Origin of the sequence: Streptomyces sp. NPDC001480, from assembly GCF_042894725.1 — a bacterium.
Taxonomy (GTDB): domain Bacteria; phylum Actinomycetota; class Actinomycetes; order Streptomycetales; family Streptomycetaceae; genus Streptomyces.
On the sequence record NZ_JBIAVX010000005.1, the window covers coordinates 171,406 to 188,636 of the forward strand.

At 70.5% G+C, this 17,231-nt stretch carries 14 protein-coding genes and 2 pseudogenes; 11 read left to right on the forward strand and 5 right to left on the reverse strand.

The annotated features are described in order from the left end of the window. Positions 1-71: 71 nt before the first annotated feature. Complete coding sequence (locus tag ACFY01_RS13710) at positions 72-1,715, forward strand: M4 family metallopeptidase (protein ID WP_390735904.1); 1,644 nt, start codon at positions 72-74, stop codon at positions 1,713-1,715. Positions 1,716-1,850: 135 nt separating this feature from the next. Here ACFY01_RS13710 and ACFY01_RS13715 read toward each other — a convergent pair whose 3' ends face one another. The 3 genes and pseudogenes from ACFY01_RS13715 to ACFY01_RS13725 form a co-directional block, all read right to left on the reverse strand. Beyond that, positions 1,851-2,453, reverse strand: coding sequence for a DUF4328 domain-containing protein (locus ACFY01_RS13715; RefSeq protein WP_390735905.1), 603 nt, complete (start codon positions 2,451-2,453; stop codon positions 1,851-1,853). A 149-nt stretch (positions 2,454-2,602) separates the two neighbouring features. Then, positions 2,603-2,727: pseudogene (locus tag ACFY01_RS13720) on the reverse strand (NmrA family transcriptional regulator); the annotation flags it as partial. A 58-nt stretch (positions 2,728-2,785) separates the two neighbouring features. Continuing rightward, a complete protein-coding gene (locus tag ACFY01_RS13725; RefSeq protein WP_390735906.1) occupies positions 2,786-3,277 on the reverse strand; it encodes an SUKH-3 domain-containing protein in 492 nt (163 codons plus the stop codon). Between ACFY01_RS13725 and ACFY01_RS13730 the strand changes: the two genes are divergently transcribed. Beyond that, positions 3,228-6,473, forward strand: a complete 3,246-nt coding sequence (locus ACFY01_RS13730; RefSeq protein WP_390735907.1) for a LamG-like jellyroll fold domain-containing protein — start codon at positions 3,228-3,230, stop codon at positions 6,471-6,473. The two genes, ACFY01_RS13725 and ACFY01_RS13730, sit on opposite strands and share 50 nt — an antisense overlap. A gap of 108 nt (positions 6,474-6,581) precedes the next feature. Then, positions 6,582-7,403 carry a MerR family transcriptional regulator gene (locus ACFY01_RS13735; protein ID WP_390735908.1) on the forward strand — a complete coding sequence of 274 codons (822 nt, stop codon included), beginning with the start codon at positions 6,582-6,584 and terminating at the stop codon, positions 7,401-7,403. Between the two features lie 84 nt (positions 7,404-7,487). Here ACFY01_RS13735 and ACFY01_RS13740 read toward each other — a convergent pair whose 3' ends face one another. Then, complete coding sequence (locus ACFY01_RS13740; protein ID WP_390735909.1) at positions 7,488-9,008, reverse strand: MFS transporter; 1,521 nt, start codon at positions 9,006-9,008, stop codon at positions 7,488-7,490. A gap of 234 nt (positions 9,009-9,242) precedes the next feature. Here ACFY01_RS13740 and ACFY01_RS13745 point away from each other — a divergent pair, with 234 nt between their 5' ends. The 6 genes from ACFY01_RS13745 (at position 9,243) to nirD (ending at position 15,862) form a co-directional block, all read left to right on the forward strand. Continuing rightward, positions 9,243-9,986: a TetR/AcrR family transcriptional regulator gene (locus tag ACFY01_RS13745; protein WP_390735910.1), complete on the forward strand. Its 744-nt coding sequence runs from the start codon at positions 9,243-9,245 to the stop codon at positions 9,984-9,986. 220 nt (positions 9,987-10,206) lie between these two features. Beyond that, complete coding sequence (locus tag ACFY01_RS13750) at positions 10,207-10,770, forward strand: hypothetical protein (RefSeq protein WP_390735911.1); 564 nt, start codon at positions 10,207-10,209, stop codon at positions 10,768-10,770. A gap of 137 nt (positions 10,771-10,907) precedes the next feature. Further along, positions 10,908-11,552: a class F sortase gene (locus tag ACFY01_RS13755; RefSeq protein ID WP_390735912.1), complete on the forward strand. Its 645-nt coding sequence runs from the start codon at positions 10,908-10,910 to the stop codon at positions 11,550-11,552. Positions 11,553-11,682: 130 nt separating this feature from the next. Then, positions 11,683-12,900, forward strand: coding sequence for an NAD(P)/FAD-dependent oxidoreductase (locus tag ACFY01_RS13760; protein ID WP_390735913.1), 1,218 nt, complete (start codon positions 11,683-11,685; stop codon positions 12,898-12,900). Beyond that, positions 12,900-15,506: a nitrite reductase large subunit NirB gene (gene nirB / locus ACFY01_RS13765; protein WP_390735914.1), complete on the forward strand. Its 2,607-nt coding sequence runs from the start codon at positions 12,900-12,902 to the stop codon at positions 15,504-15,506. The genes ACFY01_RS13760 and nirB overlap by 1 nt, the downstream gene beginning before the upstream one ends. Next, positions 15,503-15,862 (forward strand): nitrite reductase small subunit NirD, encoded by a 360-nt coding sequence (gene nirD, locus ACFY01_RS13770; RefSeq protein ID WP_390735915.1) that lies wholly within the window; start codon positions 15,503-15,505, stop codon positions 15,860-15,862. The genes nirB and nirD overlap by 4 nt, the downstream gene beginning before the upstream one ends. A 114-nt stretch (positions 15,863-15,976) precedes the next feature. Here nirD and ACFY01_RS13775 read toward each other — a convergent pair. Continuing rightward, a pseudogene (locus ACFY01_RS13775) lies at positions 15,977-16,171 on the reverse strand (hypothetical protein); the annotation flags it as partial. On the opposite strand from ACFY01_RS13775, the gene ACFY01_RS13780 reads away from it, so the two are divergent. Together ACFY01_RS13780 and ACFY01_RS13785 are read left to right on the forward strand one after the other, a co-directional pair. Continuing rightward, positions 16,140-16,559: a helix-turn-helix domain-containing protein gene (locus ACFY01_RS13780; protein WP_390735916.1), complete on the forward strand. Its 420-nt coding sequence runs from the start codon at positions 16,140-16,142 to the stop codon at positions 16,557-16,559. The pseudogene ACFY01_RS13775 and the gene ACFY01_RS13780 sit on opposite strands and share 32 nt — an antisense overlap. Positions 16,560-16,610: 51 nt before the next feature. Continuing rightward, positions 16,611-17,195, forward strand: coding sequence for a TetR/AcrR family transcriptional regulator (locus ACFY01_RS13785; protein ID WP_390735917.1), 585 nt, complete (start codon positions 16,611-16,613; stop codon positions 17,193-17,195). Positions 17,196-17,231: the final 36 nt, after the last annotated feature.

Genomic DNA, 17,231 nt, shown 5'->3' on the forward strand with positions numbered 1-17,231 from the left:
GACGGCCCTTAAATCTCAGGGACATCAGCGCGCCACCCCCACGCCTTCCAGGCGCCTTCCCAAGGAGACCGATGAGTCGGACACGGCATCACCGAGGATCCCGTCTCGCCACGGCCGGCATCGCCGCCACGACCGCCACGCTGCTGGCCGCAGCACTCTCCCCCGCCGCCCACGCCGACGGCAGACCGACCCGGGCTACCGCGATCGAGAACGCGGCGTCGGCGCTCCTCGCCCACGCCACCGGCCTGGGACTCACCTCCACCCAGGACACCTCGGTCCGCGACGTGATCGTCGACAAGGACGGCACCCAGCACGTCCGCTACGACCGCACCTACCGCCAACTCCCCGTGCTGGGCGGCGACTTCGTGGTCCACCTGGCCCCGAACGGCACGTACCGCAGCGCGGACCGGGCCACGCGGAGCGCGATATCCCTCCCCTCCATAACCCCGAAGGTCTCCGCCCCCAAGGCCGCCGACCTCGCGGTGAACGCACTGCGCGCCGCCAACCTGGGTCAGACCCTCCGCCAGTTGAAGGCCAAGCCGGAGCTGGTGGTCGACGCCCTGCACGGCACCCCCAAACTGGCCTGGCGCACCAACGCCGTCGGCAAGGACTCGCTCGGCAACCCGGTCGCCCGCACCGTCCTGACCAACGCCCTCACGGGCGCGCAGATCGACGCCTGGGACAGCATCGAGACCGCGACGGGCGACGGCAAGTCCCTCTACAGCGGTACGGTCCCGCTGGAGACGACGCAGTCCGGGTCCTCGTACCAGCTGAAGGACCCCACCCGCGGCAACACCTACACCGGCGACGCCGAGAACAAGACCGACCTGTGCATCTTCGGCATCTGCTTCAGCCGCGCCCCCGCGACGCTGTACACGGACACCGACAACCACTGGGGCACGGGGACTGCGAGCGACCGTTCCTCGGCGGCGGTGGACGCCCAGTACGGCACCAACGAGACCTGGGACTACTACAAGAACGTCCACGGCCGCAGCGGCATAGCCGGCGACGGCAAGGGCTCGTACAACCGCGTCCACTACGGCAACAGCTACAACAACGCCTTCTGGGACGACAGTTGCTTCTGCATGACCTACGGCGACGGTGACGGGACGACCTTCGGCCCGCTGGTCGCGCTGGACGTCGCCGGCCACGAGATGACCCACGGCGTCACCTCCAAGACGGCCGCCCTGACCTACTCGGGCGAGTCCGGCGGCCTGAACGAGGCCACCTCCGACATCCTCGGCACGCTGGTCGAGTGGTACGCCAACAACCCGTCCGACCAGGGCGACTACCTGATCGGCGAAAAGATCGTCAAGTCCGGCTTCGGCAAGGCGGCCCTCCGCTTCATGGACAAGCCGTCCAAGGACGGCAACTCCGCCGACTACTGGAGCAGTTCGGTGGGCAACCTGGACGTCCACTACTCCTCGGGCGTAGCCAACCACTTCGCCTACCTCCTCGCGGAGGGCAGCGGCGCCAAGACCATCAACGGCGTCAGCTACGACTCCCCCACCTCCAACGGCTCCACGGTCACCGGCATCGGCCGCGACAAACTCGGCAAGATCTGGTACCGAGCCCTGACCGTCTACATGACGTCCTCCACCAACTACGCGGGCGCCCGCACGGCAACCCTCAACGCGGCGAGGGACCTCTACGGCGCGGGCAGCACGGAGTACAACGCGGTGGCGGCGGCTTGGAGCGCGGTCAACGTCAACTGACCTCTCGCCCGCCTGATGGTGCGGCTGTCCAGGTTGACCGAAGCCTGGACAGCCGCACTGCCGCGCTCGTCCACCCCTGCCGGATCCGCACCTCGGGCACCGGAATCCTCCGGGCGCACGGACTCGGGAACTGCCTCACGCCTGGGCGAGAGGTGCGACGGGAACGGTGGCGCCGAGCGCGGCGCTCTGTAGCGCCGTGATGCGCTCGATGACGAGCCCCACCAGCACGGCCGCCGCGATCATGAGGGCCTCCTCCACCACGAGGAAGGCCATCGACCCCGGGGCCACCCGGCCCGCCACCGTGAGCACCATCGCGTGCGCGATCCAGGCGACCCACCACAGATTCACCAGGGTCGTATCTCGCTTCTCCTGCCACGACGCGGAGCTCGCGCGCCCGATGTCGAGGACCGACCGGCGAGGGACAAAGAAGTTGAGCACCGGTATGAACCACGCGCCGACCCTCCAGCCCCGACTCGGGACCGAGGTTTGGGGCGACAGCTCCTGGGCGTTGCGCCGGGACCGGGCGAGCCACACGAGGAACAGCACGATCGCGAGAGTCATCAGATAGAGGAAGATCATGGAGATGAAGCCCGACTTGTGCAGGGACGCGTCCGTGGGGTGCAGGTAGTGGTCCCGGACCGCCGCCGCGCGCAACGCGTCCGTCACGGCGGCCACCGCTATCGCCGCCTGCGCGCAGCGGGCAAGGGTCCGGGGAGCTTTGCGGGCGGTACTCGTCATCGTCTTCGGCCTGTCTCGGAGGCGTGTGCGGCCGCGGCGGACGCCGGGGCGGAGTGATCATAGGATCTGATCGCCGTTACGATCAGGCGGAATGCGGCCGAAGTTGCCTCAGACTGCACGAAGAACAGTCCCAGCGACACTGACCAGCCTCAGCGGAACGCGGCGACATTGCGGTCGACCCAGTCGGCGAAGGGGCGCGGCCGAGGACTCGCTGGACGTCCGGACTGACACGCTGCTCGGCCGGGCTCGGGAAACCGAGGATGTCCAGAGTGTCGAGGCCCCGCAGGAAGCAAATTTCGGGGGGCCTCCGCCTTCAAAGCACTGAACGCACCCTACAGCTCCCAGTTCCCTATGAGCTGCGGCCTGGATCCACCTGCCAGCTTCGCAAAGAACTCGTCGACATGGTCCGCATAGGCGAATACCGAAGAGTCCATCCCGGCATAGAACCTTCCAGAGGGCGACACGTAAACGGTGAGATGAAAGCCGTCAATGCCCAATGGACACAGAGATTCACTAGCCACCCTAGCGCAGCGACCCGCAATTCTAGCGTCACGCTCAGTGCACACTCGCGCTGGATCAAACTCAGTCCAACAGAATATCTCTCTGCCCTTCAACTCGATGCTGGGCGGATGCTCAACCCGAAGTTTGCAGAACGCCTCCAGGAATCGACGCGCAGCAGCCGATACGTCGAAGCGAGTGCACTCTGACAGGATAGACACGCTGCCTCCGGTAGGCCAGTCGAGCTCCTGACCGTAAGAAATTCGATATCGCCGCTTGGACTGCTCCCACGACCAGCCGATCACGCTGCACACCACGGGGTCCATCAACGCCGACACGGACTGGAAGCACCAGCCCGACACCCTCGATGACAACGGCTACCCCGCCGTGAAGACGACCGTGCCCAGCGGTGCGAACAGCAACTGCGGCAACAGCACGGCGAGCTTCCGCGTCGACGACCAGATCCAGAAGATCGCCGACGGCAACAAGGGCACCTGGACGATCGCGCTCTTCGGGAACGAGTCCAAGACCAGCTCAAACGACGACTACCTGCGTATGTCGCAGGTCCTCAGCCTCACCACGAACTTCGACATCCCGCCCGACACACCCACGAAGCTGCACACCACGCCGAAAGCCCAGAGCGCGGACAGCGACTGCGTGACGGGCAGCGACGCGATCGGCTGGATCGGTGCGACGACGTACGACGCCGCCGGCAGCAAGGTCCAGCTGCACTCCACCGTCATCACCCATATCTCGGGCGAGCATGCCCAGGCTCACTACCACGTCTGGGACCGCACCGACCTCGACGCCGACGGCAACGCCGTGGACAAGGGCACACCGGACAGCGACATGGTGGCCTCGGGCCAAGACGCCGACGCGCCCATCGGCTTCACCCTCAAGGACGGCCACGAGTACGGCTGGGACGTCTACGCCCAGGACAACTCCTCGCTGAAGATGAAGTCCCCGATCAGCGACCACTGCTGGTTCGACACCGACTTCACCCCGCCCCAGACGCCGGTCATCGCCGACAACCCGCACTTCCCGCCCGTCGGTAGCGGTGCCGGCGACACCAACGCGGGCAGCGGCGTGACCACCAGCTTCTCCGTCTCCGCCGCCGACGGCACCCCGGCCGACACCTGCGACCCGGCCGGCTGCAAGTCCAGCGGCATCGACCACTTCCTGTGGCAGCTGGACAGCCAGCCGACCGCCACGACCGGCCACACCGCGAAGGTGGCCTCGACCAGCGGCAGCACCGCCTCCGGCACCGTCACGGTGCCGGTGACCAACTGGGGTGTGCACACCCTGTACGTCGCCGCCGTGGACAAGGCAGGCAACATCTCGCAAAGCCCCGCCGGCTATACCTTCACCGCGCCCTGGGACCCCAAGACCAAGATCGCCCCCGGTGACGTCACCGGCGACGGCAGCCCCGACCTGCTCGCCACCACCAGCACCGGCGACCTGGAGCTGATCCCCGGCGACAGCGACCCCGCCCAGGCACCCGCCCCGGCACAGGACGGCCCCGTCAGCGGCACCCCGCCCGCCATCACCGGCCCGGTCATCGTCTCCACCGCCGACGACGCACCCCCCACCGACGACTCGCCCACCCACACATGGAAGGACTACCTCGTCGCCCATCGCGGCAACCTGCACGGCGACGCCCATGACGACCTGTTCGCGTACAACGTCAAGAGCCACCAGTTGTACGTCGTCAAAAACGACCTCGACCCCAAGGACGACGGCTCGGTCCCGCGCGACCCGTACTCCACCTTCCCCGGCTTCCTCGGCCGCCGCTACGACGTCGTGGCCAAAGATCCCTGCGAGTCCACGACCACCGTCCCCGCTGACCGCTGCGCGGACGCGGGCTACGACCCGAAAGCGCCCTGGGACATCTCCCAGCTGGTGACCGCAGGCGACGTCTACGGCAACAGCGACCACCCCGCCGTGATCACGGTCGAACACGGCAAGCTGTGGATCTACCAGACCTACGGCACCGGCCGCATGGGAAATCCGCGGCTGCTCGGCGACGGTGACTGGTCCGGCCTGACCCTGATCGCCCCGGGCCGCGTCGGCGGCACGTTCACCGTGGACGCCGACGGCAACGGCAAGGTCACCGGCGGAACCCCCACCCTCTGGGCTCGCGACGACGCCTCCGGCACCGTCTACACCTTCCCGATCGACGTCGGCTCCTCCACGACCCTGCCCAAGCTGCTGCACGCCCCCGTGCGCACCGATCTCGCCTCGGCCCTCAAGACCGCGGCGGGCGGGAGCGTCTGCCTCGACGACACAAACGCCCACACCGAGGACCACACCAAAATCCAGATCTACACCTGCAACCGCTCCGCCGCCCAGCAGTGGGTCCTGCACGACGACGGCTCTCTGCGCGTCCTCGGCAAGTGCCTCGACGTCACCGGCGGCGACACCGACAACGGCACGCTGGTCCAGCTGTACACCTGCAACGGCAGCGCCGCCCAGAAGTGGACGACCGGTGCGTCCGGCAGCCTGGTCAACCCGCAGTCCGGCAAGTGCCTCGACGATCCGGGCGCGAGCACCACGAACGGCACCCAGGTCCGTATCTACACCTGCAACAGCAGTGCGGCCCAGAACTGGACAAGCAGCGCCGCCGCAGGCTGGACCGCGCACCCCCCGACTGCTCTGCCCATGGTCCTGCGCAAGCACGACTACCCCACCGTGGCCTCCCCCGGTGACGTCAACAGCCCCTCCGGCGGTCCCGACGGCAGACCGGACCTGTACGCCACCGACACCTCGGGACAGCTCACCGAATACCCTGGCGCAGCCCCAGCCGGCACTACAGCCTCTTTCGCCGACCCCGTGGGGCTGGGTACGGTCACCGACACTGCCACGCATCGTTGGAAGTTCGATGACGGCACCGGCACCACCGCGGCCGACTCCGCGGGCGGCCTGCCCGCCACCCTGACCGGTGGAACCGCCTGGACCACTGATACCGACCGCGGCACGGTCCTCAGCCTCAACGGCACCTCTGCCTATGCGGCCACAAGCGCTCCGGGCGTGGATACCAGCGGCAGTTTCACGGTCTCGGCCTGGGTCAGGCTCAAGTCCCTGTCCGGCGGCAACTCCACGTTCGTCTCACAGTCCGACGACCCGTCTGTCGGCGCGGCCAACGGGTTCCAGCTCTACTACTCCTCCGCAGCCCAGGTCTGGGCCTTCGGCCGCCACGACGACGACAGCACCAGCACCGACTTCACCTCCGTCTACGGCGCGAAGGCCGTGGCCGGCAAATGGACCCACCTCGTCGGCGTCTACGACGCGGACGCCGGGCAACTCCTGCTGTACGTCAACGGCCGCCTGACGGCCTCGAAGACGTACACGGGGAGTGCCTGGAACGCGGGCGGTCCCGTCCAGTTCGGGCGTCGGCTCTATCAGGGCGCCTACGGTGAATACGCGAGCGGCCGTCTCGGTGACGTCCGCCTCTACGGCACCGCGCTTCCTCCGGCGGACGCGGCAGTACCGGGCGGCGGCGCAATACTGTTGCAACTCGGCTGAGCGCACGTGCGTCTCCCCCGTCACTTTGACGGGAGCGTGATGGGTTCCCCGGCCGCCGAGTACCTTCTTGACCCTCACACCGTGTCAGGCGGTCAGCTCGGAGACATCATGTTCACCATCGGAGACTTCGCCCGGCACGGCCGTGTCTCGGTCCGGATGCTGCGGCACTATGACGCGACCGGACTGCTGCACCCGGCTCACGTGGATCCCCTCAGCGGCTATCGCTACTACACCGCTGCCCAGCTCGCCCGCCTCAACCGGATCATCGCGCTCAAGGACCTCGGATTCACCCTCCAGCAGGTCCAGGACATCGTGGACGAGAAGGTCGGCGTCGAGGAGCTGCGCGGCATGCTGCGGCTGCGGCGGGCCGAACTGGAGACCGCTGTGGCCGCGGCGGGGGCACGGCTGGTCCAGGTCGAGGCGAGGCTCCGAGCGATCGAGAGTGAGGGGCACATGCCCACGAACGACGTCGTCATCAAGAGCGTCCCCGCTGTCCGGGTGGCGGAACTGACCGCGACCGCCGCGAGCTTCGGGCCCGAGGACATCGGCCCGGTCATCGGGCCGCTCTACGGCGAGCTGTTCCGGCGTCTGGAGGCGGCGGGTATCACCCCCACGGGGCCCGGTATCGCCTACTACGAGGACGCCCCGGAGGGCGGCGGCAGGATCAGCGTCCACGCCGCCGTCCAGGTCTCCGCCCCTCTCCAGGACGGCGCCTTCCGGATCCTCGACCTGCCGTCCCTCGACCAGGCGGCGACCATCGTCCACCGCGGTTCGATGGACACCGTGCTCCCCACCGCCCAGGCCCTGACCCGCTGGATCGACGCCAACGGCTACCAGCCGACCGGGCACCCCCGCGAGATCAACCTGGAGTGTCCCGAGAATCGTGAGGACTGGGTGACCGAGCTTCAGGCACCGGTGACCCGGGCCTGATCGTCGCGCCTCGGCCTGCTGAGTGCACGTGTGCGAGAGGGCCGGTGCCTGTTCAGGCGCCGGCCCTCTCGTGTGAGGCCTTGGTCAGGCAGCCAACTCCGGCTCCTGCGCCGAGGCTTCGGCCGGCTGTTCCGGCTTCGTGTCGCGCATCACCAGCGTGGCCAGGATCGCCGCCGCGAGGACGCCCGCCGCGCTGAGGGTGAAGGTGGTGGACATCGCGGAGGTGAAGGCCTCGCGGGCCGTGTGCAGGAGGGTCGGGTCGGCGGTGGTGTACGCGCCGGCGATGGACTGGCGGGCCGCGGTGGGGGCGTTGGAGGGCATGTGGTCCGCGTAGCCGCTGGAGAGGAGTGAGCCGAGGATCGCGATGCCGAGGGCGGTGCCGGCCTGCTGGATGGTGTCGTTCAGGGCCGAGCCGACGCCCGCCTTGTCCGCCGGGATGGTGCCCATCAGGGCGCCGACCGCGGCCGGCATCGCCATGCCCGCGCCGAGGCCGAGGAGGCCGAGGGCGATCGCCGGGACGGTGAAGCCGGAGTCGGCGTCGACCGTGGTCAGCAGGGCGAAGCAGGCGACCATCACCAGCATGCCGGTGAGGACGACGAAGCGGTTGCCGATCCGGGCCGCGAGCTTGACGCCTCCCGTGTTGCCGATCAGCGCGGTCACCGCCAGCGGCAGGAAGGCCAGGCCCGCCTTGACGGGTGAGTAGCCGAGGACGAACTGGAGGTACTGGGTCAGGACCAGCAGCAGACCGCCGTTGCCTATCTGGACCAGGGCCAGGGAGAGCGAACCGCCGCTGAAGTTGCGGTGCTTGAAGAGGGACAGGGGGACCATCGGGGCGGCGGTCACGTTCTGCCAGACGACGAAGCCGGTGAGGGCGATCACGGCGGTCGCGAGAGTGAGCAGGGAGCGGCCCGCGAACGCGCCGTGCTGCGGGATCTCGATGATCCACCAGACCAGGGCGGTCATGCCGACGGCGGAGAGCACCGCGCCCAGCGGATCGGCCTTCTGCCAGGGCGCCTTGGACTCCGGCATGAGGAGCAGGCCCGCGGCTACGGCCAGGGCGACGACCGGGACGTTCAGGAAGAAGATCGAGTGCCAGGAGAAGTGGTCGATCAGCACGCCGCCGAGGATCGGGCTGCCTACCAGGCCGAGCATCGACACCGAACCCCACGCGGCCATCGCCTTGCCGCGTTCCTCCTCGTCGAAGACGGTGATGAGGATGGACAGGGTGGAGGGCATGATCAGCGCTCCGCCGACGCCCATCGCGACCCGGGCGGCGATGACTTCACCGGGGTTCACGCAGAAGACCGCGGCCAGTGACGCCGCCCCGAACAGCATCAGGCCGATCAGCATCACCTTCCGGCGGCCGAAGCGGTCACCGAGGCTGCCCGAGGTGAGCAGCAGGCCGGCGAAGACCAGGATGTAGGAGTCGAGGATCCACTGGGTCTGCTGGGCGCTCGCCCCGAGGTCCTCGGTCAGCGAGGGCACGGCGACGGTGAGTGCCATGCTGTCGATCACCAGGACCAGCGTGCTCAGGCAGAGCACGACGAGGATCCACCAGCGGCGGGGATCACGCGGCTGCCTCAAGGTCTCCTTCAGGGCTTCCATCGGTCTTCCTCTCGGTCAGCACAATCGGTCAACGCCATCGGTCAGCGCAATCGGTTTGGCGCAATCGGTCAGCGCACACTGTTCCCGGCTTGCGAACACCGTTCCTGCGGCGCCTGCGAACACTGTACGCATCGCGGAACGGTGTGCGCAACCCACGATCGCTGTACGCTGGCCGCGCACGATGTACGCAGACGGGCCCGTCGGGGATGGGCGCGAGAGCCGTAGAGGAGCCCCATGGCCGCCAAGGCGAAGACGACGCAACCGGATCCGGTCCCCTCCGTCTGGGCCCGGCAGCGGCGCGAACCCGACCAGCCCGGCCTCAGCCGGGAGGCGATCGTCCGCGAGGCGATCGCGATGCTGGACGCCGAGGGAGTGGACGCGCTGAGCATGCGCAAGCTCGGCGCCCGCCTGAACGCCGGCGCGACCTCCCTCTACCGGCACGTGGCCACCAAGGACGAGCTGATGGAGCTGGCCGTGGACGAGGTCGCCGCCGAGACCCACGTACCGCCGGCGGACAGCCCCGACTGGCGGGCCGCCGTCTCCGAGGCCGCGAACTCCTTCCGGGCGACGGCGCTCAGGCACCCCTGGCTTTCCTCGGTCATCGGCCAGGCGGGCCTGACCTACCTCGGCCCCAACCTGATGGCCTACTTCGAGCGGCTCGCCGCGCTGTTCGCCGCGATCGGCTTCCCCGAGCCGCGGGGCGCGATCGACGCGGTGCTGTCCTACACGCTCGGCATGAGCACCACGGAGGCCGCCTGGCTCACCACGGTCGCCCGCTCCGGGCACGGCGAGGCCGAGTTCGTCGCCCGGACGCTGCCCGCCGTCCAGCAGGCCGCGGCCGGCCACGACCACCTCGCCGATTCCTACGCCGAGGCCTCCGCGGCGGCGGAGGACCCCGTGCGGGTGCGCGACGCCAAGTTCGCCTACGGCCTGGACGTCGTCCTGGACGGGCTGGCGCTGCGGCTGCCGCAGGGCTAGGAGTTCCGCGACCGGACGTTCACCCCGGGGCGCCCGGCCGTTCGGGTGCTCTTGTCCGGGGCCTCTCGTACGCCCATGACCTGCCGGAACGCCCCTCGGCGGGCCGGGCGGCGACACCCGTTCATCCCATCCCGGGCCTCCGCTCGACAAGCGCGCGCGGCGAAGTGCCATTTACCTCGGAAGAGCACGTCAACGAGTCGGACGAGCTCGAGGGAGCACCATGCGTCGCACCGCCCGTCTGCTGACCGGTACCGCGCTCGCCGCCGCCACCGCCGGGCTGGCCGGCACGCCCGCGTACGCCGGGAACACCACCGGGCTCGACGTGTACCCGTCCACGGTGGCCCCGGGCGACACGGTCACGGTGAACACGGCGGCCTGCGGCGGGCGGGGCGCGGCGGCCGGGGACGCCACCGCGGTGGGCGGCGGAACGTTCATGCTGGCGCCCAGTACGCACGAGGGCGAGGCGATCGGACAGTTCCGGGTGCCGCCGAGCGCTCAGCAGGGGACGTACGAGATCGTCGCGCGGTGCGCCGAGGGCAGCACAGCCGGCAAGACCGGTGCGGCCGGTGCGGCCGAGGACGGCAAGCGGGTGGCGGGCGACCTGGTGGTGACGCTGGCGACCGCGCGCGACCAGCTCCAGCCGCACGGAAGTGTGAAGACCGGGGTCGGCGGCGCACTGGGCCCCGACCCCACGCATACCACGGCGGGTGTGGCGGCTCTGGCCGTCGCCGCCGCGGGCGGTACCTGGCTCCTGCATCGCCGGGCGAGAGGCGACGGGTTCTGACGGACACCCTCCGCTGTCCGTCAGCCGGTACCGCTGGCCCCCTCCCCCTCCGGGTCCGATGCCCCTCGTGGCCCGGAGGGGGAAGGGGGTCCACCTACGGAAGGAAATCCGGGAAAGGGAACCGGGAAGGACATCGCATGCGCAGGATCGGGGACACCGCGATAACCGCGGTCACCGTGGCCGCCCTGGGCTCCGGTGTGTGGCTGCTGGGCAGCGGCTACGGGACGCACGCCCCGCCCCAGCCGTCCGCCGTCGAGGGCCGCCCCGATCCGGCCGAGGAACGGCTCGCGTCCCCCGCGCTGGCCGCCTCGCCGCCCACCCGTATCCGTATCCCCGCGATCCGCGTGAACGCCCCGCTGATGGGGCTGGGCCTGACGAGTTCGGGCAGCCTGGACGTGCCGCCCGCGGGGAACAAGAACCTCGCCGGCTGGTACGAGGCCGGCACCAGCCCCGGCGAGCGGGGCACCGCGATCGTCGCCGGGCACGTCGACAACGTCGAGGGCCCCGCCGTCTTCTACGACCTCGGCGCCCTCAGGCGCGGCGCCACGATCGAGATCGCCAGGCAGGACGAGAGCGTGGCCGTGTTCACCGTGGACGCGGTCGAGGTGTACTCGGCCCGGAACTTCCCCGACGAGAAGGTGTACGGCGCGGCGAAGCGCCCCGAGCTGCGGGTGATCACCTGCGGCGGGGGTTACTCGAAGACGACCGGCTACCAGGGGAACGTGGTCGTCTTCGCCCACCTGACGGGTAGCCGACGGGGAGCCGACAGCGGGGAGTCGTAGCACCTCACAGCGGCGTACGGCCCGCTCCCAGGCCCCTCACACCCCCTCCCCACCCCCGCTGAGGGCAGCGTTCCCCGCGGGAAACAGATGTGATGCGGCCGGGTAACGTCCGCACCGCACGCTCAAGGACATGACCTCGAATACGCGTGTGGTGGTGATCGGCGCCGGCCTCGCGGGCGTACGGCTCGCCCGGCGGCTCGGTGAGCTCGGCACGCCCGCGCTGCTCGTCGGCGAGGAGGAGCACCGCCCGTACAACCGGGTGCTGCTCGCCGAGGTGCTGGCCGGCCGTTACGCACCCGAGGTGATCGCCCTCCCGGCGTTCGACGGGCTGCTCCGCACCCGGGTCACCGGCATCGACCGCGCCGCACGTCAGGTGCGCTGCGCGGACGGCTCGGAGATCGCATACGACGCGCTGGTCCTGGCCACCGGCTCCAACCCCGTACTCCCGCCGCTGCGCGGCCTGTTCACCCCGGACCACGAACTCCCCGAGGGCGTGCACGCGTTCCGCACCATGGACGACTGCCTGGGTCTTTCCAAGGCGGTCCGGCCGGGTGTGCGGGCGGTCGTCATCGGCGGCGGGCTGCTCGGGGTCTCCGCGGCCCGGGCGCTCGCGGTGCGCGGCGCGCAGGTCGTCCTCGCCCAGCAGGGCGAGCGGCTGATGGAGCGTCAGCTCGACCCGGTCGCCTCGAAGCTCGTCCGGCGCCACCTGAAGGACCTGGGTGCCGAGGTGCACACCGAGTGCCGGGTACGGGACGTGCGCTGCGTGGGCGGCGCGGTCCGCTCGGTGGAGATGGCCGACGGCTACGCCCTCGACGCCGACCTGGTCGTCCTGGCCTGCGGGGTGCACCCGCGGACCGGGCTCGCCCAGGACGCCGGGCTCGCCGTCCGCAAGGGCATCCTGGTCGACGACGAACTGCGCACCTCCGACCCGCACATCCACGCGATCGGCGACTGCGCCCAGCACGACGGCACGGTGTACGGCCTCGCCGCCCCGGCACTCGAACAGGCCGAGGCACTGGCCGAGTTGCTCGCGGGACGCGCCGACGCCCGCTACACCGGCACCCGTTCCCTGACCCGGCTCACCCTGACCGGGCAGGACTCCCCCTTCGACCTCGCCGCCTTCGGGGAGCCCGAGCCGCGTCCCGGCGACGACGTCGTGCAGCTCACCGACGCCACGCGGGGCACCTACCGCAAGGTCGTCGTCCGCGACGACCGGCTGGTCGGCGGGGTCCTGGTCGGCGAACTCGGCACCGTCGGGGCGCTCGCCCGCGCCTGGGAGGGAGCAGAGCCGCTCCCCACGGACGGCGGCCCCCTGCTCCACCTGCTCACCAACGATGGAGGCTCCTGATGACCGCCACCCTGGGGGCCACCCCCACGATCGTGCTCGTCGGCCACGGCATGGTCGGCCAGCGCTTCCTCGAAGCGCTCGCCGAGCGCGGCCTGACCGCCACGCACCGCGTGGTCGTGCTGTGCGAGGAGCCGCGCCCCGCCTACGACCGGGTAGCGCTCACCTCTTACTTCTCGGGCCGGACGCCCGAGGAACTGTCCATGACCGACATGGAATTCATCGACACGCACGGCATCGAGCTGTACGTCGGCGACCCGGCGGAGACGATCGACCGCGAGGCGAGGAAGGTCACGGCCAGGTCGGGCCAGGTCTTCGAGTACGACACCCTCGTCCTCGCCACCGGCTCGTACCCCTTCGTACCGCCGGTCCCGAACAAGGACGCCGAGGGCTGCTTCGTCTACCGCACGATCGAGGACCTGCTCGCGATCGAGGAGTACGCGAAGACGGCCCGGGTGGGCGCCGTGGTCGGCGGTGGTCTGCTCGGTCTCGAGGCCGCCGGTGCGCTGAAGGGCCTCGGACTCACCTCGCACATCGTGGAGTTCGCGCCGCGCCTGATGCCGGTGCAGGTCGACGACGGCGGCGGCGCCGCGCTGCTGCGCACCATCGAGGAGATGGGCCTGACCGTGCACACCGGCGTGGGCACGCAGGAGGTCGTGGTCGACTCCGAGGGCGCCGTCACCGGTATGAAGCTGTCCGACGGTTCCGAACTCGCCACCGATCTGGTGGTGTTCTCCGCCGGTGTCCGCCCCCGCGACCAGCTCGCCCGCGACTGCGGCCTCACGGTCGGCGAACGCGGTGGCATCACGGTCGACGAGCAGTGCCGCACGGTCGCCGACCCGCACGTGTTCGCGATCGGCGAGTGCGCGCTGGCCTCCGACGGCCGGGTGTACGGGCTGGTGGCGCCCGGTTACGAGCAGGCGGAGACGGCCGCGGCGACCATCGCGGACGACGAGGCGGCGTTCACCGGCGCCGACCTGTCCACCAAGCTGAAGCTCCTCGGCGTCGACGTGGCCTCCTTCGGCGACGCGCACGGCACGACCGAGGACTGCCTGGACGTCGTCTACTCCGACTCCCGGGCGGGCCTGTACAAGAAGCTGGTCATCGGCCGCGACGGCACGCTGCTCGGCGGCATCCTGGTCGGTGACGCGGACGCGTACGGCACCCTGCGCGCGCTGACCGGCTCGGTGCCCCCGATCTCCCCCGAGTCGCTCGTCCTGCCCGCCGGAGCCGACTCGGGGGCCCAGCTCGGCCCGTCCGCCCTCCCCGACGAGGCGATCATCTGCTCCTGCCACAACGTCAGCAAGGGCACGATCCGGGGCTCGGTCACCGAGCACAGCTGCACCACGGTGCCCGAGGTGAAGAAGTGCACCAAGGCCGGTACCGGCTGCGGCAGTTGCGTGAAGGTGCTCGGCCAACTGGTCACCGCCGAACTGGAGGCGAGCGGCGTCGAGGTCGACAAGGGCCTGTGCGGCTGCTTCTCCCAGACCCGCGAGGAGCTGTACGAGATCGTCCTCGCCCTGCGCGTCGCCTCGTACCAGGACCTGCTGGACCGGTACGGCCGCGAGGGCGCCCGGGGCGGCGACGGCTGCGAGGTCTGCAAGCCGGCGGTGGCCTCGATCATCGCCTCCCTCGCCCCGACGATCGGCGCGAGCGGCTACGTCCTGGACGGCGAGCAGGCGGCCCTCCAGGACAGCAACGACCACTTCCTCGCCAACCTCCAGAAGAACGGCTCCTATTCGGTCGTGCCGCGCATCCCCGGCGGTGAGATCGCCCCGGAGAAGCTGATCGTGATCGGCGAGATCGCCCGGGACTTCGGCCTCTACACGAAGATCACCGGCGGTCAGCGGATCGACATGTTCGGCGCCCGCGTGGAGCAGCTGCCGCTGATCTGGGCCCGGCTGGTGGACGCCGGCTTCGAGTCCGGGCACGCCTACGGCAAGTCGCTGCGCACGGTGAAGTCCTGCGTGGGCCAGACCTGGTGCCGCTACGGCGTGCAGGATTCCGTGCGGATGGCGATCGACCTGGAGCTGCGCTACCGGGGGCTGCGCTCCCCGCACAAGCTCAAGTCCGCCGTGTCCGGCTGCGCCCGGGAGTGCGCGGAGGCCCAGTCGAAGGACTTCGGCGTGATCGCCACCGTGGGCGGCTGGAACCTCTACGTCGGCGGCAACGGCGGCGCGACCCCGCGCCACGCGGACCTGCTGGCCCAGGACCTGTCCGACGCCGAACTGATCCGTCTCATCGACCGGTTCCTGATGTTCTACATCCGCACCGCTGACCGGCTGGAGCGCACCTCCACCTGGCTGGAGCGGATCCCTGGCGGCCTGGACCACGTACGGGACGTCGTGGTGGAGGACTCGCTCGGCATCTGCGAGGAACTGGAGGCGCTGATGGCGGCACACGTCGGCGGCTACCGCGACGAGTGGGCCGAGACCGTCAACGACCCCGAGAAGCTGGCCCGGTTCGTGTCCTTCGTGAACGCCCCGGACACCCCCGACCCGGTCGTCGGCTTCGTGCCCGAACGCGACCAGATGAAGCCCGACCTGCCGCTGCTGTCCATCGGCATGCGCCCCACCGAAGACATTCTGGAAGGAAGCGCCCAGCGATGACCCTGGCACCCGAGACCACCGACCTGAAGGTCCAGATCCAGCTGGACACCGAGACCGACGACTGGTTCACGGTCTGCGACCTCAGCACCCTGACCCCGGGCCGGGGCGTGGCCGCGCTGCTCCCCGACGGCCGCCAGGTCGCCCTGTTCCGGGACCGGAACGGCCGGCTGTACGGCATCGACAACCGCGATCCGTTCGGCGGCGCGGCGGTCCTCTCCCGCGGCCTGACCGGCACCCACCAGGGCCGCCCGTTCGTCGCGTCCCCGCTGCTGAAGCAGCGCTTCGACCTGGTCAGCGGGGAGTGCCTGGACGACGGCTCGGTACGCGTCGCCGCGTACGAGGTGCGGGCCTCCTGAGGACCGGGGCCGACTGATTCTCAGGTCCTGGCCGCCACGCCGCCCGCGCGCGGCGGCCAGGACCGCTCCCGCCACCAGGATCCCGGCGCCCGCCGACTGGGTGCCCGTGAAGGACTCCCCGAGGAAGACGGCGGCGCACAGCGTGCCGATGGCGGGGACGAGGAACATCATCAGCGAGGCGGACGCCGGTCCCACCTCCTTCACGCCGCGGTAGTACAGCAGGTTGGTGAGGGCGGCCGGGCCGAGGTCCGCCCTCACCGGCGGCGCTGAGGAGCTCGTGCGCGACGAGCGGCTGACCGCCGCGGTCACGGCGATGGCCGCCCGGGGCGCGACCCGGCCCGCGCGTACCCGGCTGCTGTCTCCGGCGGGCGAGCGGACCCGGGCGGTGCGCCGGGCCCGGGACGTGCTGCGCGAGCGCTTCGCCGAGCAGCTGTCCGCGCGGGACCTGGCGGACGCGGCGGGGGTGAGCCGCTTCGCGCTGTACCGGGCGTTCCGCGAGGAGTACGGCATGGCGCCCAGCGACTACCAGCGCCACCTGCGTCTCAGCCGGGCCCGGCAGTTGCTCGCGGCCGGCCGGCCGGCGGCCCTCGCGGCGGCGGAGACCGGCTTCGCGGACCAGAGCCACCTGCACCGCTGGTTCGTCCGCGGCTACGGGGTGACGCCGGGGGTGTTCCAGCGGGCGGCGGTCGTATCGTGATCGACTGACGATAATTGACCGATCGTTCTGGACAACGGTAGCGTGCGGCGCATGGCCAGAACCAAGGAGTTCGACCCGGACGCGGCGCTTCAGTCGGCCCTGGAGCTGTTCTGGCGGCAGGGCTACGAGGCGACGTCGATGTCCGACCTGGTGGCACACCTGGGCATCGGCCGGGCCAGTCTCTACGCGACCTTCGGCAGCAAGCACGAGCTGTACCTGAAGGCGCTGGACCGCTACCAGCAGAACTGTGACGCGCCACTGCTGCGCGAGCTGTCACAGCCCGGCCCCGCCCTGCCCGCCGTACGGGCCGTCGTTCGGCGTTTCGCCTCGGAGGCAGCCACCGAGGAACGGCGACTGAGCGGTTGCCTGGTCACCAACACGGCCGCCGAACTGGCCCCGCACGACCCGGCCGCCGCCCGCCGCGTCCAACACAGCTGGGACCAACTGGAGACCCTGCTGCACTCGGCGCTGCTCCGCGCGCAGGCCCAGGGCGAACTGGCCGCCGACCGCGATCCGCAGACCCTCGCGCGCCTGCTGCTGGTGCTGATGCAGGGCCTGCGGGTCGTCGGCAAGGCCTCGCCGGACCCGGCCCGGGTGCGGGACGCGGCGGAACAGGCGCTGGCACTGCTCGACTGAGGCACTCCGGCCAGGGACGTCTTTTGGTCCCTCCAT